An 18,973-nucleotide genomic window follows, 5' to 3' on the forward strand; every position below is an offset into this window, starting at 1 on the left:
CCCCAAAGGCATCGACTTCACCACCGTCACCGACGAACGCGTCGCCCACGTCGAACACCTGCTCAACACCCGACCCCGAGCCACCCTCGGCTTCCACACCCCCGCCGTTAGGCTCAACGAACTACTCACCGTTGCGCAGACGACTTGAGTCCGCCCGGGTCGAGTCTCAGTCGAGTGCTCAGTTCCCAACGGGTCGGCCGTATGCCGTCAGGCCAGTCCCAGTCGAGTGCTCAGTTCTCGACGCCTCTACCAAGCGGCCCTAGCGCGCCAACGGTCATCGCGCGCGATGGCTTCGTCGATGGCATGACGCGAGAAGAAGTGTGGGTCGGTGTCGTGAAGGGCCAGGGCTGACTCCGGCACACCTAGCTCAGCGGCGAACCGGCGAATGATGTCCCACCGCGCCTGGCGCGTGGCCATGTCAGCCGCCCAGATCTCGATGACCAGCCAGCCGTCGTCCCCGAAGCGAGTGCGGCGAACATCGTCGTGTGCCTTCTGCTCCGTCCCGGAATGGAACTCGGCTCCTTGGTACTCGCCGATGAGGCGCACCTTCCGGCCGTCTGGAAGGTGCAACTGCCAGACGAGGTCGCCGTAACCGAGGAGGACCTCGGGGTTCCACGAGGCGAAGATCGGCCGGTTGGGCGCCGGCTCGGGGAGTCCGGCCCGCACGAACATGATCCGGGCCTGAGTCTCGCGAGGCGACCAGGAGTTCACGCGGATGAGCTCTAGTGCCTCGGTCAGCAGCGCCTTCCCTCGCGGACGAATGCGTCGGTCCAGCGCGCGCCGGAGCGGATCGACGCTTTCCAATCGCGTGGCGCAGGCGTCGCCCACGACGATGGCGTCATCAAGGCCCATCGGTTTGCCCCGACCCACGAGCTCCCCCAGGTCCACCCAGGTGTCGGCCAAGCCGACCACCGGCAGCCCACGGACCGTCGTCAATGCTCGGGCGTGGACCGCGCGATGACCGACGACGTCCTTTCGGCGAATGTGGGGCTGGTCGATGCGCCGGATGACGTGGAGTCGTTCGTCCTCCTCCAAGGCGTAGGACAACGGGAGGCCGTGAAGCAGCGCCGCCGTGATGTGCGAGAAGGCCGCGCTGTCGGGCAGGGCGCAGACCAACGCTTCGGCTCGCTCGATGAGGTTCGTGGCTGGGGTGAGGCATCGAACTCCACGAAAGGGTCGATCCAGGCTTTCGGAGGAGAGCTGTCGTTCGGTGAAGCCGAGCGCTCGGCCGTGGGCGACGGTGAACGGCGCGGCGGGGAGTGTCAGGACCATGCATCGACGGTGCCCCGACCAACGAGCCTCACGGGCAGACGCGAGTCGAGCTGTGGACGGACCCGGCCCTGCCCTAGGGGATGTGGACAACTGCCGTCGGGAAGTGGGCACTCGACTGGGAGGGCGGGTTGCCTGTCGGGAAGTGGGCACTCGACGGGGAGGGGCGCACGACGGGATCTTCGCTCTGCGCGAAGGGGGAGAAAATGGGTGGGGCGCTGTCGGTGCCCGGACCTAGGGTGGACAGGCCATGCGAGACTTTCCGCCCGACGTCAGGGCCTACACCGACCGCGGCGCCGACGCGCCCGACACCCGCTCGCCGCGGGCCTTCCTCTGGTGGATGGTGCGGCAGAACGGCGGGCTGTTCTGGGTCGGCCTGCTCGTCGCGCTCATCTGGATGGTGCCGCAGACGATCGGGCCCTGGATGGTCGGCCGGGCCATCGACACCGGCATCGTCGCGGGCGACTCCGCGTCGACCACCCAATGGGTGCTGGCGCTCGCCGCCGTCACCGTGTTCGGCGCCGTGAGCGGCATCGCCTTCCACACCGTCATCGTGCGCGAGTGGCTCATTGCCCTCTACGGCACGACCAAGCTCGTCACTCGCAAGGCCCTCCAGCTCGGCCACGTCCTGACCCGGCGCACCCCGACGGGCGAGGTGCTCTCGGTCTCGGGCAGCGACGGCGACCAGTTCGGCGCGCTCATGGAGATCACGACCCGCGCGATCTCCCAGCTCGCGGCCTACCTCGTCGTGGCCGCCATCGTGCTCAGCACGTCGGTGCGCATGGGGGTCCTCGTCCTCGCGTCGGCGCCGCTGCTCGTCCTGCTCGGCCTGCCCCTGCTCCGACCGATGCAGCGGTGGCAGGGCGTCGAGCGCTCGCGCAACTCGGAGCTGACGTCGATGGCGACCGACATCGTGGGCGGGCTGCGCATCCTGCGCGGCATCGGCGGCGAGGAGACGTTCGGCGGCAACTACGCCGGCCAGTCCCAGCGCGTGCGCCAGTCGGGGGTCGCGGCCGGGCGGTGGCTCGCCGCCGTCGAGTCCGTCGGCGTCCTGCTCTCGGGCGGTTTCGTCGTGGCGCTGATGTGGCTCGGCACGCGCGAGGTCGTCCAGGGCCGCCTCACCGTGGGGCAGTTCGTCAGCTTCCTCGGCTACGGCCTCTTCCTCATCCAGCCGATGCGCACCTTCGTCGAGTTCGCCCAGAAGTGGACCCGCTCGGTCGTCTCGGCGCGCAAGGCCATCGCCGTCTTCTCGCAGAGCCCGCCATGGGTCCACCCCGACGAGCCGGCCACGCTCGACACCCACGCCGAGATCGTCGACGCCGAGTCCGGGGCGACCATCCGACCGGGCATCCTGACGATGGTCGTCTCGGCGGTGCCCGACGACTCGGCCGCCCTCGCCGACCGTCTCGGCCGCTACCTGCCCAGCGAGGAGGGGGCGCTCGTCAGCGACGAGATCCCCGAGGACCTCAAGGGCCGGGCCGCGCGCCGTGAGCGTTCCGCCCGCGCCCGCGCGCGCGAGGAGCAGGCCCGCCGCGACGAGGAGCGCGCCCGCCGGCCGTGGGGTGTCACCGTCGGCGGGGTCGACCTGTCCCGCGTCGAGCTCGACGACGTACGCCGTCACATCCTCGTCAGCGACACCGCACCCCAGGTGTTCGCCGGGACGCTGCGCTCGGCCGTCGACCCGCTCGGCCGGCTGAGCCGCGAGCAGGCCGAGCGCGCCCTCTACACCGCGGCGGCCGACGACGTCTTCGACGCCCTGCCCGGCGGTTGGCAGGGCGAGCTCGAGGAGCGCGGCCGCGGCCTGTCCGGTGGCCAGCGCCAGCGGCTCGTGCTCATGCGCGCGCTCGCCGCCGACCCGGAGGTCCTCGTCCTCGTCGAGCCGACCTCCGCCGTCGACGCCCACACCGAGGCCCGGATCGCCGCCCGCCTCGGCGAGCACCGCGCCGGACGCACGACAGTCGTCATGACCGCCTCACCGCTCCTGCTCCACCACGCCGACGAGATCATCCTGCTCGAGGGGGGCGTCGCCACCGCCCGGGGGCGGCACGTCGACCTGCTCACGGACTCGCCGGCCTACCGCTCCGTCGTCGTCCGCGGTGGCGACGCCGACCCGTCCGTCCTCTCGCACCAGTCCGAGGAGTCCCGATGACCCCGCCCGACAGCACGGTCGCCACCAGCGCCACCGCCGTCACGGCCGTCACCCCCGGCTGGGTCTCGCCGCTGCCCGTCGAGCTCGCGGCCGAGTCGGCCCGCACGTGGGACGCCGCCACCCAGGCGCCGGCGGTCCCCGACGAGCTGCGCCCGCCCGAGTCCGGATCGGTGGGGGAGCGCGTCAGCGCCCTGCGCCGTCGGCACCTGCTGCGCGAACGCCGCGCGCAGGAGTTCGTCGCCGACACGATGAACCCCCGCACCGGCCTGCCCATGGCCGACACCCGCAGGGTCGTCGTCTTCATCCGCGAGCTCCTCTCGCAGCAGCGCCTCCTCGTGGTGGCCGTCGTCGTCGCCAACGCCTTGGCCGCGACGGCCGGGCTGCTCGTCCCGCGGCTGCTCGGCGAGCTCGTCGACTCCACGACCGCCGACGTCCAGGCGGGGCGCACCGACGCTGCCCTGGCCGGGGCCAACTCGGCGGCGCTCGTCGTGGCCGGGCTCGTCGTCGTGCAGAGCGCGTTCACCCTCGCTGCGAAGTTCTCCTCGACGGTGCTCGGCCAGAGCGTCCTCGCCACCGCGCGCGAATACATCGTCCGCGCCATCCTGCGCCTGCCGCTGTCGCGCGTCGAGAGCGCCAGCTCCGGCGACCTCGTCACCCGCGTCACCCGCGACGTCGGCACGATGAGCGAGAGCGTGCGCTGGGCCCTGCCCGAGTCGATCATCGCGAGCATCACGGTCGTCCTGACGCTCGTCGCCATGGTGAGCAACTCGCCGATGCTCTCGCTCCCGTCGATCGTGCTCATGTCGCTCGCGCTCATCCAGGTGCGGCGCTACCTGAGGCGCGCCGGCAAGGGCTATCTCACCGAGGGCGGCACGTACTCACGGATCAACACCGCGCTCACCGAGACCGTCGAGGGCGCGCGCACCGTCGAGGCGCTCGGCCTCGCCCGTCACCGGCTGCGTCGCGGCGACGAGGACATCGCGGTCTCCGCCCAGGCCGAGCGCTACACGATGACGCTGCGCAACCTGCTCTTCGCCGTCATGGACCTCGCGTTCAGCCTCCCGCGCGTGCTCGTGCTCATGCTCGGGAGCATCGGGTATGCCGAGGGCTGGGCCACGCTCGGACAGATCACGACCGCGGTCCTCTACACCGAGGCGCTCTGGGGCCCGTTCGACATGCTCGTGCACACCGCCGACCGCGTGCAGGTCGGCGTCGCCTCGACGACGCGCCTGCTCGGTATCGCCACGGTGCCCCCGGACCGTGAGGCCGGCGACCGTCGGCCGACCGGCCCCGAGCTGGTGGGCACCGACCTGCGCTACGCCTACCGCGCCCACGACGTGCTGCACGGCATCGACCTCGACCTCAGCACCGGTGAGCGGCTCGCCATCGTGGGCCCGAGCGGCTCCGGCAAGTCGACGCTCGGCCGGCTCCTGTCGGGCATCCACGGCCCGCGCACCGGGTCGGTGACGGTGGGCGGGGTGGACCTGACGTCGCTGCCGCTCGACCAGCTGCGCACCGAGGTCGCGCTCGTCACGCAGGAGCACCACGTCTTCATCGGCTCGGTGCGCGACAACGTCGTGCTCGCGCGCGAGGGCTCGACCGACGACGAGGTCCGTGAGGCGCTGCGCGCGGTAGACGCCCTCGACTGGGTCGAACGGCTGCCCGACGGGCTCGACACGAAGCTGGGCTCGGGCCACCAGGTGCTGACCCCGGGTCGCGCGCAGCAGATCGCGCTCGCCCGGCTCATCCTGGCCGACCCGCACACGATCGTCCTCGACGAGGCGACCTCGCTCATCGACCCGCGCACGGCCCGTCACCTCGAGGGCTCGATGAACGCGCTGCTCACGGGCCGCACCGTCGTCGCGATCGCGCACCGGCTGCACACCGCGCACGACGCCGACCGGATCGCGGTCGTCATCGACGGACGCGTGGCCGAGCTCGGCAGCCACGACGAGCTCGTCGAGCGGGACGGGGAGTACGCCGCCCTCTGGCGCGCCTGGACCTCCTGACCTCCGTTGCTCAGGAAGACGCTGAGGGTCGAGGTGATCGCTCGCGTCCCCGCGCCACGCGCTACGTCACTGCCCCACCCACCGGAGCACTGACGTAGCCGCCGCACCCCCACCACCCGCCAGGTGACCATCCCGAGCCGCTACGTCACTGCCCCACCCAAGGGAGCACTGGCGTAGCCGCCAACCCCCACCTCCCCGCCGGTTACCGTGCCGAACCGCTACCTCACTGCTCCGCACTCGACGGGGGCGGACGCGCGTGTGAAGGTGTGCACATGAGCACTGACACGGGCGGACAGCAGGGGCGCACGGCATACGTCATCGTCGGCGGTGGGCTGGCGGCGGCGAAGGCCGTCGAGGGCATCCGGGAGGGCGACAGCGACGGCATGATCGTCCTCGTGGCCGAGGAGAACCGGCTGCCCTACGAGCGGCCGCCGCTGTCCAAGGCGGTGCTCAAGGGTGAGGACGAGATGGAGACGGCGTTCACCCACGACCGCGACTGGTACTTCGAGCAGGGCGTCGAGCTGCGCCTCGGCAACCCGGCCACCTCCCTCGACGCGGAGCAGCACACGCTCACCCTCGCCGACGGCGAAACCCTCTCCTACGACAAGCTCCTCATCGCGACCGGCTCCACACCCCGCGCCCTCGACGTGCCGGGCGCCGACCTCGACGGGGTGCTCTACCTCCGCGAGATGCAGGAGTCCGAGGCGCTCAAGGCCCGCTTCGCCAAGGGTGCCCGCATCGTCATCGTCGGCGCCGGGTGGATCGGCCTCGAGGTCGCCGCCGCCGCCCGCGACGCGGGCTGCACCGTCACCGTCATCGAGCCGCAGGCGGCCCCGCTCGTCGCGGTCATGGGCGAGCAGGTCGGTGGCTGGTTCGCCGACCTCCACCGCGGTCACGGGGTCGAGTTCCGTTTCGGTGAGGGCGTCGAGCGCATCGAGGGCGACACGTCGGTGACCGGCGTCGTCACGAAGTCCGGCGACACGGTGCCGGCCGACGCGGTCGTCGTCGGAGTCGGCATCACCCCGAACACCGGTCTCGCCGAGGGCGCCGGCATCACGACCGACAACGGCATCGTCACCGACCCCGCGCTGCGCACCTCGGCCGAGGGCGTGTGGGCCGCCGGTGACGTCGCGAACTGGCGCAGCACCACCCTGGGCACCAACGTCCGGGTCGAGCACTGGGCCAACGCCAACGACGGCGGCCTCGCCGCGGGCCGCTCCATGGCCGGCCAGGACGTCACCTACGACCCGATCCCCTTCTTCTTCTCCGACCAGTACGACATCGGGCTGGAGTATGCCGGCTACGTCCCCCGCGGGAGCGGCGCGGAGGTGCTGTTGCGCGGTGAGCCGTCGAGCAACGAGTTCATGGCGTTCTGGGTCGTGCCCGAGGGCGATGGCGTACGCGTGCTGGCCGGCATGCACGTCAACGTCTGGGACACCATCGACGATGTCCAGCGCCTGGTGCGCGACAAGACGGTCGTCGACCGCGACCGCCTCGCCGACCCGAAGGTCGCTCTCGCCGACCTGACCTGACGGGCGGTCACGGGCCGAGATGGCAGGATGTCCACCGTGACGGCACAGATCCTCGACGGCAAGGCCACCCTCCAGGCGATCAAGGTGGAGCTGACCCAGCGGGTCGCCCGCCTGCGCGAGCAGGGGGTCGTGCCGGGTCTCGGCACCGTCCTTGTCGGCGACGACCCGGGCAGCCACTGGTACGTCAACGCCAAGCACAAGGACTGCGCCGAGATCGGCATCACGAACCTGCGCCGCGACCTGCCGGCGACGGCCACCCAGGCGGAGGTCGAGGCCGTCATCGACGAGCTCAACGCCGACCCGGCGTGCACCGGCTTCCTCGTCCAGCAGCCGACCGGACTCGACGAGATGGCCCTGCTGTCGCGGGTCGACCCGAGCAAGGACGTCGACGGACTGCACCCGATGAACCTCGGCTGGCTCGCCCTCGGCAAGCCGGCCCCGCTGCCGTGCACGCCGATGGGCTGCATCGAGCTGCTCCGCCGCCACGACGTGCAGATCGCCGGCGCCAAGGTCGTCGTCATCGGCCGTGGCCTCACCGTGGGCCGCCCGCTCGGGCTCATCCTGACCCGCAAGAGCGAGAACGCCACCGTGACGCTCTGCCACACCGGCACCAAGGACCTCGCCGCCGAGGTGCGCCAGGCCGACATCGTCATCGCCGCGGCCGGCGTGCCCGGCATCGTCACCAAGGACATGGTCAAGTCCGGCGCGGCCGTGCTCGACGTCGGGGTGAGCCGCGTCGACGGCAAGATCGCCGGTGACGTCGCGCCCGACGTCGCAGAGGTCGCCGGCTGGGTCAGCCCCAACCCGGGCGGTGTCGGCCCGATGACCCGGGCGCTGCTGCTGACCAACATCGTCGAGGCGGCCGAGGCCTCGGTCGCACTCGGCGCCTGAGCAGCGCCGGATGCAGTGGCGGGGTAGCGGCTTCGTCGTCCTCAGCTGGTGGTACCTCGTCGCCGGGGCCGCCGCCGCCGGCGTCCTGCTCATGGCGTTCCTCGACGTGCGCTGGGGTGGCCGCGTCGTCGCCCTCGCCCTGCTCGTCGGCGCCGTGATCCGGCTCCTGGCCCAGCCTGCGCGCCGGGCCGGCGGCCTCACGGTCCGCTCGCGAACCATCGACGTCGTCTGCCTCGTCGGGCTCGCCCTTGGCATCCTCATCGCCTCGGCGACGGTCAACCTCCGACCCGACGACCCCGAACGCCTGCCGCCCGCGCGCACGGCGACCCGCTGACGCCCTCCTGACGCCCGCGGCAGGCCGCGCCAGGACACAGAGCGAGCGGGCGCGCCCGAACCCGCGTCACGGCATACGCAAGAGGCGCCGGCCACCCGCGGGTGACCGGCGCCTCTCGACGTGCAGGGGGCTCAGATGAGGCCCAGCTCCTTGACCGCGTCGCGCTCGCCCTCGAGGCGGGCGACGGAGGCCTGGATGCGCTCGCGGGAGAAGTCGGAGAGCTCGATGCCCTGGACGATCTCGTAGGCGCCGTCCTTCACCGTGCACGGGAACGAGGAGACGATGCCCTCGGTGACGCCGTAGGAGCCGTCGGACGGGACCGACATCGACACCCAGTCGTCGGTGCCGAGCACCCAGTCGCGCATGTGGTCGATCGTCGCGTTGGCCGCGGAGGCCGCCGACGACAGGCCGCGGGCGGCGATGATCGCGCCGCCGCGCTTGGCGACGGTCGGGATGAACTCGTCGGTGATCCAGGACTCGTCGACGAGGTCGGCCGCGACCTTGCCGCCGACCTTGGTGTTGTAGAGGTCGGGATACATCGAGTCGTCGTGGTTGCCCCAGATCGCGAGGTTGCTGATCTCGGTGACCGGCACGCCGAGCTTCTTGGCGAGCTGGGTCTTGGCGCGGTTGTGGTCCAGGCGCGTCAGGGCGTTGAAGCGCTCGTTGGGGATGTCGGGGGCGTTCGTCATGGCGATGAGCGCGTTGGTGTTGGCCGGGTTGCCGGTGACGAGCACCTTGATGTCGTCGGCGGCGGCGTCGTTGAGCGCCTTGCCCTGGCCGGTGAAGATCTTGCCGTTGGCCGAGAGGAGGTCGGCACGGTCCATGCCCTCCTTGCGCGGCATGGCGCCGACGAGCATCGCGAGGTTCGCGCCGTCGAAGACCTGCGACGCGTCGTCGCCGATCTGCACGCCCGCGAGCGTCGGGAAGGCGCAGTCGTCGAGCTCCATGACGACGCCCTCGAGCGCCTTGAGCGCGGGGGTGACCTCGAGCAGGCGCAGCTCCACCGGGGTGTCGGGCCCGAGCAGGGCACCGCTCGCGATGCGGAACAGGAGGCTGTAGCCGATCTGGCCGGCGGCGCCGGTGACGGCGACCTTGACGGGGGTAGTGCTCACAGGAAGGCCCTTCGCATCGGTGTGTCGCTGGACGCTCCGACGCTACCAGTGCGTGCGGGCCCGTTTGGACGGGTGGCCGTGCTCACCGGCGACGCTGGCGTATGCCGTGACGCGCGGCGTGACGACGATCACGCGGACCGCCGTGGGTGGCGTTCTCAGACGGTCAGCGCGAGGGAGCCCAGGGCGATGAGCCAGCTGACGAAGCTGCCGACGAGGAAGTACTCGGTGATGTCGTCGATGCCTGCGGGACCGCCGGCGTAGGAGCCGTTGGCCGCGGCGGCGGGGCTGCCGTTGCCGTTGCGGGCGGCGGCCTGGATCTCGGGGAAGCGGAGCAGCCCCTTGGCGGCGATGACGAGCCCGGCCGCCCCGAACTGCCCGGCGACACCGAGCCCGAGGATGACGAGGCGTTCCATGGGCCCGAGCAGCCGACCGCCCTTGAGCCGGTCGGAGGGCTGTCCGGACGTCAGGGGAGCGGTCTGTCCGCTCAGGGAGGCGGCAGCCGCAGCGGCGGCGTTGGCGTTCGTGACGTCGGAGGGTCGCAGCGCCCCGATCGTGAGCAGCACGAGGCGCACGATGATGTTGGCCGTCGCGACGTTGAACAGCACGAGCCCGGTCAGCAGCAGCACCCGGGCCGCGGGCAGCGGTCCGTGCCCGGGCAGGTCGGCCCAGGCCAGCCACGTCGCCAGCGCTCCGCCCGCCGGGGATGCGGCTCCGGAGAAGGCGAGGAGCCCGACGACGATCGCGGCGAAGGCGGCCAGGGGAGCCAGTGCTCCCCGTCCGGTCATCTGTGTGCGCCGGGACAGCTCGGCCCAGGCCGCGCCGGCGGCGGCAGCGAGGACGAGGGCGAGCAGGTCGGGCCAGGCGTGCAGCCCGGCGAGCAGGGCGAGCGCGAGGATGACGACCGGCGCGACGACGTGCCCGGCGACGCGTCCCCACCGCCAGGAGGTCGACCGGAGGATGTCGCCGACCCCGATGCCGGCGAGGACGATGGACAGCCAGGTCACGGCAGGTCCTCGAGCGTCGCCATCGCCTCGAGGGCGACCCCGATGCCGTCCCGCCGCACGCGCTGCGACACCGCGGACGGGCTGATCCCGACCTGCTCGGCCACGTCGTGCTGGGCGAGGCCGTGCATGAGTCCTCCGAGGATCGCGCGTGAAGTGGTCGACATGGAGCCAATCATGAAGTCCAGACAGTCGAGCGCGGCCCGCACGGCCGCCACGGTGGCCGGCGCCTCGTCCGGGGCGAGGTATGCCGTCCGCGACGTCCGCGTCTGCGCTCGCTGGGCGCGGTCCTCCGCCAAGGTGATCGCCTCGCGGGCGGCCCAGTAGGCGGGGCCGTCGTGGATGCCGCGCCCCGGGTCGAGGGTCGTCACGTCCCCACGGCCGAGGCCGAAGCGGATGTCGGCGCGGGGGAAGAGCTCGGTCCGGACGACGAAGCTGGCCCGGAGCGCCGCGCCGAGCGTGGGGTAGACGCCCTGGAACTCGTCGCCGACCGTGATGACGGCGGGGTCGTCGATCGGCACGTCGGCGTTGGCGCGGCCGACGGCGGCCTCGAACGCCTCGTGCAGCGCCTGGCGCTCGCGGTGGGTCCGGGACTCGACGATGTCACCGATGAGCGCCACTGGTGAAGGTATGACCTTCAGTTCTGTCATCTGAAGATCATAACTTCATCTGAGAGAAATGGAGCCTGAGTCTTCAGATCGTCGGGGTTCAGTCGTCTAGGATCGGGCGGCCCTCGACGTCGACGGCGGCGTTGGAGACGGTGTCGGTCGAGCCGCTGATGTCGAGGTTCTCGCGCTGTTCGCCGGTGATCCATGCGTACGTTGCGCCGGCGATGAGACCGCCGACGATCGGGGCGACCCAGAAGGCCCAGAGTTGGCCGACGGCGCCGTTGCCGTTGAAGAAGGCGACGGCCGTCGAGCGGGCCGGGTTGAGCGAGGCGTTGCTGATCGGGATGGCGACCAGGTGTCCGAGCAGCAGGCCGAACCCGATGGCGAGCGGGGCGAAGCCCTTGGGGGCGTCGTCCTTGGTCGCGCCGAGGATGATGTAGACGAAGAAGGCGGTGACGAGGGCCTCGACAACGAGCACGCCGCCGAGGGCGAACCCGCCGGGGGAGTGGGCGCCGTAGCCGTTGGCAGCGAGGTTGCCGATGACCGGGCGTCCCGTCGAGGAGAGCAGCCCGGCGAGCGCACCACCGGCGAGCAGGCAACCGACGACCTGGGCGCCGACGTAAGCAGGCACCTCGCGCCACTCGAAGCGCTTCGCGACGGCGATGCCGATGGTGACGGCCGGGTTGAAGTGGGCTCCGGAGACGTGCCCGACGGCGTAGGCCATGGTCGTGACGGCGAGCCCGAAGGCGATGGCGACGCCGAGGTGGCCGATGCCCAGCTGGACGGACTGCCCGTCGAGCGCCTGGACGGCGAACTTCGCGTTGAAGATGGCCGAGCCGCAGCCGATGAAGACGAGCCAGAAGGCCCCAAGCGCCTCGACGGCGAGGCGCGAGCTCATCTTGGGGTGTACATCGGGCTCCTCCAGCGGGGACGTCGTTGCCGAACCGTCCGGGAGGCTCCCGGTGCCCGCAGCGTAGTGGAACGCGCCCGTCACAGATCGGGGCGCGATGTCCGTGTTGGTGGGCACCGGGAGCTCACGTTCTCTTGTTACTCACCAGTTTGCGGACAGTCGTGGGGCAAAAGGGGCAACTGTCCGGTTTTACCGCTACGATCGTGCTCGCCACACTTGGCCAACACTCTTAGGGGAACAACTAATGCGCGCTACCAAAGCATCTCTCGCCGTCCTCGGCCTGTCGGCAGTCCTCGCCGGTGGCGCCATTGGTGGGGCCACCGCCGCGACCGCTGCCGACGGCAATGGTCACGCTTACGGCCACTGCAAGGGCGGCTACCCGCCCAAGGACTGCAAGGTCAAGCACGACAAGGACCACGGTCACCGCGGCGAGAAGTTCGACTTCGACGCCGACGGCTACAAGCCGGGCGAGAACGCCGACGGCGACGTGCACTCGGCTCCGATCCACGTCGGCACGTACGTCGCCAACGCCCAGGGCGTCATCACCGGCTCCTTCACGATCCCCTCGACCCTCTCCAACGGTACCCACACCTTCGTCCTGAGTGGCCGCAGCTCGGGCGTCGTCAAGACGTTCTCGTTCACCGTCGATGGGGCCCCTGCCGGCGGCACGACCGGAGGCACCACGACCGGAGGCACCACGACCGGTGGCACCACGACCGGTGGCACTGGCAACGGCGGCGGCCTTGCGATGACCGGCACCAACGTGGCCGGGGTCGTCGGCGGCGGTGCGGCACTCGTGCTCGCCGGTGGCGCGCTCATGGTCGCCTCGCGGCGCCGCAAGCACGTCAACCCTGCTGTCTGATCAGTGAGGCACGGTCGGCCGCGCCGCCCCTGGCGCGCGGTCCTCGTGACCGTGGCTGCACTGCTCGTGGTCTACGGCATCGTCCTGGCTTACACGGCATACCAAGTCAACCGCCACCTGCGCGACGCGCAGGTGGCGGTTGCCTTGCTCCGGGCCGACCTTGTCGCGAAGGATGCGCCCGCCGCACGGGTCAATGACCACCTAGCGACCGTGCAGCGGGAGTCGGCTGCGGCTCGGTCCCTGACGGACGGTCCGGCGTGGGGCGCCCCTGCCTTGCTCCCGTGGTTGGGTCGTCCGTTTGTCACGGTCCGCGGGGCGGCTGGCGCCATCGATGACCTGGCGACCCAGGTGCTTCCCGACCTGGGCGCTGTTCACGGCGACGTGCTCGGCGGCAAGCTCTCGCCCGGTCACGGCAGCATCGACCTCGCCCCGCTCGTGGCGGCGCAGCAGCCGCTCGCGCACGCGTCGGCCGCTACCGATCGCATCATGAACGGCGTGCGCGCCCTGCCTGACACCGCCGTAGGCCCCGTCGACAGCGCCCGGGCGACCCTGCTCAAGCAGGTGGTGGACCTCTCGGGGCAGCTCCGCACGACCCGCGACACGGTCGACTTGCTCCCGTCGATGCTCGGGGCGCAAGGCAGCCGACGATACATCTTGGCCTTCGAGAACAACGCCGAGGCCCGAGGCCTCGGAGGCCTGCCCGGCGCCTACGCCATCCTGCGGGCCGACCACGGCAAGGTCTCGTTCGAGCACTTCGGCAACGACGGCGACTTCGATGGCGTGACCGTGCCGACGGCGGGTCTCGACGCCGACTTCCTCGACCACTACCAGGGCTCGGCGGTGGACAAGGTCTTCGTCAACTCGACGGTGAGCCCGCACTTCCCGTATGCCGCCCAGCTGATGCTGCGCTTCTGGCAGGCCAAGACGGGGGAGCGCCTCGATGGCGCGATCGCCACGGATCCCTCAGCGCTCGCGATGCTGCTCAAGGTCACCGGCCCGACGCGCTTGAACGACGGCACCCGCGTGACGGCCGACAACGTCGTGGCGCTGACCGAGCGTGATGCCTACGCCCGCTTCACCGACCCAGCGGTCCGCAAGCTCTTCCTCGGGGAGGTGGCGAAGGCTGTCGCCGACACGGTGCTGAGCCGCGGTCCGGAACGGACCGGGGCTCTGGCCACTGCTCTCGGCCACGCAATCGGCGAGCGGCGGCTCCTGGTCTACAGTGCGGCGGCGCCGGAGCAACGGGTGCTCGCACGGTACCCGGTGGCCGGCCAGCTCGACGACACCAATGGGCTCTTCTCCGGGGTGATCATCAACAACGCGGGCGGCAACAAGCTCGACTACTACCTCGCGCGCGACGTCACCTACACGTCCGCTTGCCCCGGCCCGCAGCCCACGGCCACGGTCACCATCAAGCTGACCAACACAGCCCCTGCCACGGGACTGGGCCAATACGCCGCGGGCAGCGCAGATCCGAACCAAGCCACACAGCCGCTCGGCACGAGCCGGCTGCTGGTGGGCTACTACGCCAGCAAGGGTGCTCACTTCAACAGCCCCACCCTCGACGGCCGGCCAACCTTCCTTTCGGCAGACACCGAGCGCGGGCGCCCAGTCTTCACTGCGACGGTCGACATCCCTGCAGGCGCGACTCGTACGCTGGTGCTGCACGTGGAGGAGCCTGCCGCCGCGAGGGGGCCCGTGCGGACATGGGTACAGCCTTTGGTTCGGCCTCAGACCACACACGTCACCGCGCCATCGTGCGGCACCCAGCAGACGCGCTGAGTTCCGCACGATGATGAGTCAGCGGGTGTAGTCGTCCTCGAGGCGCTCGATGTCGGCCTCGTCGAAGTGGCCGAAGCCGACCTCGAGCAGCCGCCCCGGGCGGCTTCCGGAGTTGCCCATGCGGTGGATCGAGTTGCGCGGCACCCAGACCGTCTCGCCCGGCTGGGCGCTCCACGTGCGGTCGCCCACCGTGACGTCGATCGGCACGTCGAGGACCTGCCACATCTCGCCGCGGTGGTCGTGACGCTGGAGCGAGAGCCGGTGGCCGGCCTGCACGGTAATGATCTTGACGGTGACCTGCTCATTGGAGACGAACTGCTGGAATGCGCCCCACGGCCGCTCGGCCACGAAGATGTCGGTCGTCGGGTCGCGGTCTCCGAGGTCGTACTCGTAGGGCGTGTGCGCCGCGGTCTCGGCAGCGGCGATGAAGGCGTCCATGGTGTCCTTTGTCGTCAGTGGACGGCGCCCACTGGGCGGCGCGGGCTAGGCCTGTGGTCGGCCGGACTGCTCCTGATATGGGTAGGATAACCGGTGTTGTCACGTGGGCCGCTTTGGGTATGACTTGCGACTCCTCTAGACACAGACAAACGTGGCCTCGCGGCCAGACGCACGGGGGATGAACGATGGATGGGTCCAGCGGGGCGGCGCAAGCCCCTGGCGATGTGCTTTCCAGTCAGTGGGCTTTCGAGACTGGCCCCTTGCCCGTGCCTGGCACCGACCGCCCGTCGTCAGCGTCTTTGCGCAAACGGGCACGCAGGCCCTCCTACCGCCCTGAGACATGGACTCCAAGATCCAGCTGGTGGGCGCGCTACCGGCGTCTGGTGCACCTCTCGGACGCGCTATCCCTTGTCGTTGCCTTAGGCGTAGCCCAACTGGTCGGCGTCGCCTCGGCACATCGCGATGTCGCTGGGAGGTTCGACCTTCCCTACGCCGTCGCATCCGTGCTGCTGGTCCTGATGTGGATGACCGCCATCGTCGGTCTGCGCACGTGCGACCGCCGGATCATCGGCAGCGGCAACACGGAGTATCAGCGTGTCGTAACCCTGTCGTGGCGGCTATTTGCCGCCACGGGCTTGGCTTCGTTCCTGCTCCAGATGCGCACGGGGCGCCTGTACTTGGCGCTGGCCTTCGTGCTCGGAACTTTCTTGCTCATGGCGAACAGGTGGGCTTGGCGCAAATGGCTGCATCGTCGCCGCGCTAAGGGCCTATGCATGTCACGGGTCTTGGTCGTCGGCACACCCCTTAAGGCCGCTGGTCTCACTCGGGAATTCTCCCGGAGTCCTCAGGAGGGCTATACGGTCGTTGGGATCTGCATCCCGTCGTCGGGCGCCTCGCCAGAGTCGCAGACGGTGGGCGGCGTCCCGGTGCTCGGTGATTTCTCGGAGATCGCGACTGTGGCGCGTCGTCATGGAGTTGACCTCGTCGCGGTGTCAGGAGCAGACACCATTACAGCCGAGGCGGTGCAGCATCTGGGGTGGGATCTTGAAGGCTCCGGGGTGGACCTCTCCGTGACGATCGCTCTCGTCGATGTCGCGGGGCCACGCTTCTTGCTTCATCCGGATGCGAAGCTGCCGATGGTCTTTGTGGATGAGCCCGAGTTCACCGGTATGAAGTACTGGCTGAAGTCGGTCGCAGATTGGGTCGCGGCGGCGGCAATCGTGGCCGCCCTGTCTCCGGTGCTTGTCACTGTGGCGGCCCTGGTGAAGCTCTCGAGCCCTGGACCGGTCATCTACAGACAGGCTCGCATTGGTAGGAATGGCAAGACGTTCGACGTCTTCAAGTTCAGGTCCATGCAGCGGGACGCTGACGCTCGACTCGACGAGGTCTTCGGCGGCGACGTGTCGCTCTTCTACAAGCGCGCGGACGACCCTAGGATCACGCCAGTCGGGCGCTTCTTGAGGCGCTACTCAATCGACGAAGTGCCGCAACTCTTCAACGTGCTACGCGGTGAGATGTCCCTTGTGGGGCCGCGCCCCCAGATCGACCGTGAAGTTGCGCAATACGACCGCCGGGCGCACCGGCGCTTGCTCGTTAAGCCCGGGATGACCGGCCTATGGCAGGTCTCCGGGCGGTCAAGCCTCAGCGTCGAGGACAGCGTTCGCTTGGACGTCTTCTACGTGGAGAACTGGACTCTCTTTGGCGACTTCTTGATTCTGCTGAGGACGATGCGGGCAGTGGTCGGCGCTGATGGCGCGATGTAGCGAACTTTTCCAAAAGATACGCAGAGGATCCCGCAGCGTGACCATTCTAGTTGTAGTCCCAACCTTGAACGAAGAGCCGCACATTAGGCGCGTCATCAACCAACTCCTGGCGGGATCGGAGGATTTACCGGTCCGCCTCGTGGTTGTGGACGGCGGGAGCACGGACGGCACGACGGATGTCGTGCTGAGCGAAGCGGCGCTGGACGACCGAGTCTCGCTGCTCCAGAACCCTCATCGAACTCAAGCAGCGGCTTTGAACCTCGCTGCAAGCCTCGCTGAGGAAGAAGTTTCAATCATTGTTCGGGCCGACTGCCATGCGAACTACCCAGAGGATTGGGTGGCCGGCGTCACCGATTCACTAAAGCAGCGACGGTCCGAGGGGTGCGTCTCTGTTGTGGTCCCGATGGTGACGGTTGGAACGACACCCGTGCAACGGGGGATTTCGTTCGCTCAAAACTCAGTGATCGGCAACGGCGGTTCCGCGCATCGGAGGCTCGGGAGATCGAGTTACGTCGACCACGGTCACCATGCCGCTCTTGCGCGCGATGCCTTCGAGCGTGTGGGCGGGTACGACGAAACAATGATCTCCAATGAGGACGCCGAACTCGACCGACGACTGATCGCGGCCGGGGGCAGGGTGTACCTCGACACAAGCAAAAGTATCGAGTACGTCCCGCGGAGTTCGCTTCCCGCGCTGGCGAGACAGTACCGCAACTACGGACGCGGCAGGGCCCAAAACCTGGTGAAGCATCGTACGCGACCACGGTTGAGGCAGATGGTTCCGCTCGTGATCACACTCGTGTCGTTGAGTGCCGTCCTGGAAGGACTCGACGGCCGTCGCCCCCGAGCGGCGCAGTTGTCTGTGACCGCCTACCTGGCGGTGTGTTCGAGCGTCGCGCTTCGTGGCGCGTGGGCGAGCCGAGACTATGCGGTTCTCTTCGCCGCCCCGGCGGCCGTTGTTTCCCACCACAGCTGGGGTGTGGGGTTTGTCGAGCAGCTGGCTCGTGGGGCGGGCGGTCGACTGCTCAGGTCGCTGAGACTCACTTCGCGCTCTTCCCCACTTGTGGATATTTTGCCCGTCAAACTCAGGAGACTCAGTGGTGCATGAGCAGTCCGATGTGCACGCGCACGAAGCGAAACGCGTCTTAGTCATCACTAAGAACGACTTCCTTGAGCAACGTGACGGCGGGGCCATGCGTGCCGGAGCAGTTGTTGATGAGCTCCGCAGCCAAGGCTTCGAGGTAGATTGTGTCTGCGTTCGCCCCGGTTTCAGCAACGCCTCAATCCGCGGCCTCTTGACACCTATGGTCGTGTGGAATGTGGTTAGGACACTGGTTGCATTTCTTTCGACATTAAGTGCGTCAGTATTCAAGTGGTTCAGTCCTCGCGCCGCGGTTACCATAGGGCTACTATTATCCGACCGTAAGAATCCGTATGGCTTGGTGGTCATCGAGTTTACGCACCTCGCTCCCTACAAGAAGATGGTGAGCTTGCCGGTCCTCCTTGACATGCACAACATCGAATCCGAGCTCTTGGGGAACTATGCCCAGTCGGGCTCGACCGTCGTCAGGCGCTTGGCTGCTCACCATGAATCGAAGAGGATGGCTCGGCTTGAGTCGCGGCTGGGCAAGGACTTTCGTTCCGTTGCGGTGGTGAGCGATCATGATCGGAAGGTTCTTGAGCAGTTGCATCATGCCGCGAAAGTGGCGCCACCTCATATCGTTGTAGCCTCCAATGGAGTAAAAAGCGAGTGCTTCGAATACGTCGGGGAACGCACAAACGCCGTGGTCTTCGTTGCTCATCTCGGTTGGCGCCCGAATATTGATGCGGCGGTTTGGCTGGTTCATGAGGTCTGGCCTCACGTGCGGGCGCGCCGGCCAGATCTCGCGCTGCATCTGGTCGGACGCGACCCTTCGTCAGAAGTACTTGCGCTCGAGAACCATGACGTAGCTGTGTTTCCCAACGTTCCAAGCCCGCTCCCATTCGTGGGATCGGCGCTAGTGGCGACCGCACCACTGCTGGCGGCCGGCGGCACTAGGCTCAAGATCCTTGAAGCACTAGCGGTAGGGACGCCCGTCGTGGCAACTCCGCTAGGCGCGCTCGGTTTGGAGCGACTGGAGGGCAGGGCGATGACAATCGCGGAAAAGCCAACTGAGTTTGCGTCGGCTGTGGTGGAAGTGGCTAACGGCCTAGCAGAGCGGGAGGACGTCCGTGTTTTGGCACATGACTACCGCTGGGATATCGCTCTGCGAAGCTTGACCGCAGAAGCCGAGAGGGTCGGCCATTGGGGGTCAGACGAGTGATAGGGCCTGA

The 18,973-nt window shown here is 69.1% G+C and carries 16 protein-coding genes; 10 read left to right on the forward strand and 6 right to left on the reverse strand.

Features of this window, described 5'->3' with window-relative positions; all coding sequences use genetic code 11:
• Window positions 1-246: 246 nt before the first annotated feature.
• A complete protein-coding gene (locus AC1DIW_RS20895) occupies window positions 247-1,272 on the reverse strand; it encodes a hypothetical protein (RefSeq protein WP_478110655.1) in 1,026 nt (341 codons plus the stop codon).
• A gap of 247 nt (window positions 1,273-1,519) precedes the next feature.
• On the opposite strand from AC1DIW_RS20895, the gene AC1DIW_RS20900 reads away from it, so the two are divergent.
• From AC1DIW_RS20900 to AC1DIW_RS20920, 5 genes are all read left to right on the forward strand, one after another.
• Window positions 1,520-3,418, forward strand: coding sequence for an ABC transporter transmembrane domain-containing protein (locus AC1DIW_RS20900; RefSeq protein ID WP_478110656.1), 1,899 nt, complete (start codon window positions 1,520-1,522; stop codon window positions 3,416-3,418).
• Window positions 3,415-5,427, forward strand: a complete 2,013-nt coding sequence (locus tag AC1DIW_RS20905) for an ABC transporter ATP-binding protein (RefSeq protein ID WP_478110658.1) — start codon at window positions 3,415-3,417, stop codon at window positions 5,425-5,427. Before AC1DIW_RS20900 ends, AC1DIW_RS20905 begins: the two co-directional genes overlap by 4 nt.
• Before the next feature lie 272 nt (window positions 5,428-5,699).
• Complete coding sequence (locus tag AC1DIW_RS20910) at window positions 5,700-6,959, forward strand: NAD(P)/FAD-dependent oxidoreductase (RefSeq protein WP_478110660.1); 1,260 nt, start codon at window positions 5,700-5,702, stop codon at window positions 6,957-6,959.
• Window positions 6,960-6,995: 36 nt separating this feature from the next.
• Window positions 6,996-7,850 (forward strand): bifunctional methylenetetrahydrofolate dehydrogenase/methenyltetrahydrofolate cyclohydrolase, encoded by an 855-nt coding sequence (locus tag AC1DIW_RS20915; RefSeq protein WP_478110662.1) that lies wholly within the window; start codon window positions 6,996-6,998, stop codon window positions 7,848-7,850.
• A 10-nt stretch (window positions 7,851-7,860) separates the two neighbouring features.
• Window positions 7,861-8,184, forward strand: coding sequence for a DUF3017 domain-containing protein (locus AC1DIW_RS20920; RefSeq protein WP_478110664.1), 324 nt, complete (start codon window positions 7,861-7,863; stop codon window positions 8,182-8,184).
• A gap of 131 nt (window positions 8,185-8,315) precedes the next feature.
• Here the strand turns inward: AC1DIW_RS20920 and AC1DIW_RS20925 are convergent, their stop codons facing one another.
• From AC1DIW_RS20925 to aqpZ, 4 genes are all read right to left on the reverse strand, one after another.
• Window positions 8,316-9,296: a malate dehydrogenase gene (locus AC1DIW_RS20925; RefSeq protein ID WP_478110666.1), complete on the reverse strand. Its 981-nt coding sequence runs from the start codon at window positions 9,294-9,296 to the stop codon at window positions 8,316-8,318.
• A 155-nt stretch (window positions 9,297-9,451) separates the two neighbouring features.
• A complete protein-coding gene (locus AC1DIW_RS20930) occupies window positions 9,452-10,300 on the reverse strand; it encodes a hypothetical protein (protein WP_478110667.1) in 849 nt (282 codons plus the stop codon).
• A complete protein-coding gene (locus AC1DIW_RS20935) occupies window positions 10,297-10,947 on the reverse strand; it encodes a SatD family protein (protein WP_478110669.1) in 651 nt (216 codons plus the stop codon). The genes AC1DIW_RS20930 and AC1DIW_RS20935 overlap by 4 nt, the downstream gene beginning before the upstream one ends.
• A 58-nt stretch (window positions 10,948-11,005) precedes the next feature.
• Window positions 11,006-11,803 (reverse strand): aquaporin Z, encoded by a 798-nt coding sequence (gene aqpZ, locus AC1DIW_RS20940; protein WP_478110671.1) that lies wholly within the window; start codon window positions 11,801-11,803, stop codon window positions 11,006-11,008.
• 256 nt (window positions 11,804-12,059) lie between these two features.
• Between aqpZ and AC1DIW_RS20945 the strand changes: the two genes are divergently transcribed.
• The gene (locus AC1DIW_RS20945; protein WP_478110673.1) at window positions 12,060-12,677 is read left to right on the forward strand and encodes a hypothetical protein; all 618 of its coding nucleotides are present in this window, start codon (window positions 12,060-12,062) and stop codon (window positions 12,675-12,677) included.
• Between the two features lie 51 nt (window positions 12,678-12,728).
• Window positions 12,729-14,459, forward strand: coding sequence for a DUF4012 domain-containing protein (locus tag AC1DIW_RS20950; RefSeq protein WP_478110675.1), 1,731 nt, complete (start codon window positions 12,729-12,731; stop codon window positions 14,457-14,459).
• 18 nt (window positions 14,460-14,477) lie between these two features.
• On the opposite strand, the gene AC1DIW_RS20955 is transcribed toward AC1DIW_RS20950, so the two are convergent.
• The gene (locus tag AC1DIW_RS20955; RefSeq protein WP_478110677.1) at window positions 14,478-14,897 is read right to left on the reverse strand and encodes a phosphomannose isomerase type II C-terminal cupin domain; all 420 of its coding nucleotides are present in this window, start codon (window positions 14,895-14,897) and stop codon (window positions 14,478-14,480) included.
• Between the two features lie 383 nt (window positions 14,898-15,280).
• Here AC1DIW_RS20955 and AC1DIW_RS20960 point away from each other — a divergent pair, with 383 nt between their 5' ends.
• The 3 genes from AC1DIW_RS20960 to AC1DIW_RS20970 are packed head-to-tail and all read left to right on the forward strand — an operon-like array spanning window position 15,281 to window position 18,963.
• Window positions 15,281-16,660 (forward strand): sugar transferase, encoded by a 1,380-nt coding sequence (locus AC1DIW_RS20960; protein WP_478110678.1) that lies wholly within the window; start codon window positions 15,281-15,283, stop codon window positions 16,658-16,660.
• Complete coding sequence (locus AC1DIW_RS20965) at window positions 16,647-17,768, forward strand: glycosyltransferase family 2 protein (protein ID WP_478110679.1); 1,122 nt, start codon at window positions 16,647-16,649, stop codon at window positions 17,766-17,768. The genes AC1DIW_RS20960 and AC1DIW_RS20965 overlap by 14 nt, the downstream gene beginning before the upstream one ends.
• Entirely contained in the window at window positions 17,758-18,963 is a 1,206-nt protein-coding gene (locus tag AC1DIW_RS20970) for a glycosyltransferase (protein ID WP_478110681.1), read from the forward strand. The genes AC1DIW_RS20965 and AC1DIW_RS20970 overlap by 11 nt, the downstream gene beginning before the upstream one ends.
• Window positions 18,964-18,973: the final 10 nt, after the last annotated feature.

Source organism: Terrabacter sp. 01T434 (assembly GCF_056398545.1).

What these genes read in the sequence shown, in the direction of transcription:
- AC1DIW_RS20935 (WP_478110669.1), bottom strand. Translation starts at nt 10,947, where the DNA reads ATGACAGAACTGAAGGTCATACCTTCACCAGTGGCGCTCATCGGTGAC.
- AC1DIW_RS20905 (WP_478110658.1), top strand. Translation starts at nt 3,415, where the DNA reads ATGACCCCGCCCGACAGCACGGTCGCCACCAGCGCCACCGCCGTCACG.
- AC1DIW_RS20920 (WP_478110664.1), top strand. Translation starts at nt 7,861, where the DNA reads ATGCAGTGGCGGGGTAGCGGCTTCGTCGTCCTCAGCTGGTGGTACCTC.
- AC1DIW_RS20945 (WP_478110673.1), top strand. Translation starts at nt 12,060, where the DNA reads ATGCGCGCTACCAAAGCATCTCTCGCCGTCCTCGGCCTGTCGGCAGTC.
- AC1DIW_RS20895 (WP_478110655.1), bottom strand. Translation starts at nt 1,272, where the DNA reads ATGGTCCTGACACTCCCCGCCGCGCCGTTCACCGTCGCCCACGGCCGA.
- AC1DIW_RS20965 (WP_478110679.1), top strand. Translation starts at nt 16,647, where the DNA reads ATGGCGCGATGTAGCGAACTTTTCCAAAAGATACGCAGAGGATCCCGC.
- AC1DIW_RS20900 (WP_478110656.1), top strand. Translation starts at nt 1,520, where the DNA reads ATGCGAGACTTTCCGCCCGACGTCAGGGCCTACACCGACCGCGGCGCC.
- AC1DIW_RS20910 (WP_478110660.1), top strand. Translation starts at nt 5,700, where the DNA reads ATGAGCACTGACACGGGCGGACAGCAGGGGCGCACGGCATACGTCATC.
- aqpZ (WP_478110671.1), bottom strand. Translation starts at nt 11,803, where the DNA reads ATGAGCTCGCGCCTCGCCGTCGAGGCGCTTGGGGCCTTCTGGCTCGTC.
- AC1DIW_RS20955 (WP_478110677.1), bottom strand. Translation starts at nt 14,897, where the DNA reads ATGGACGCCTTCATCGCCGCTGCCGAGACCGCGGCGCACACGCCCTAC.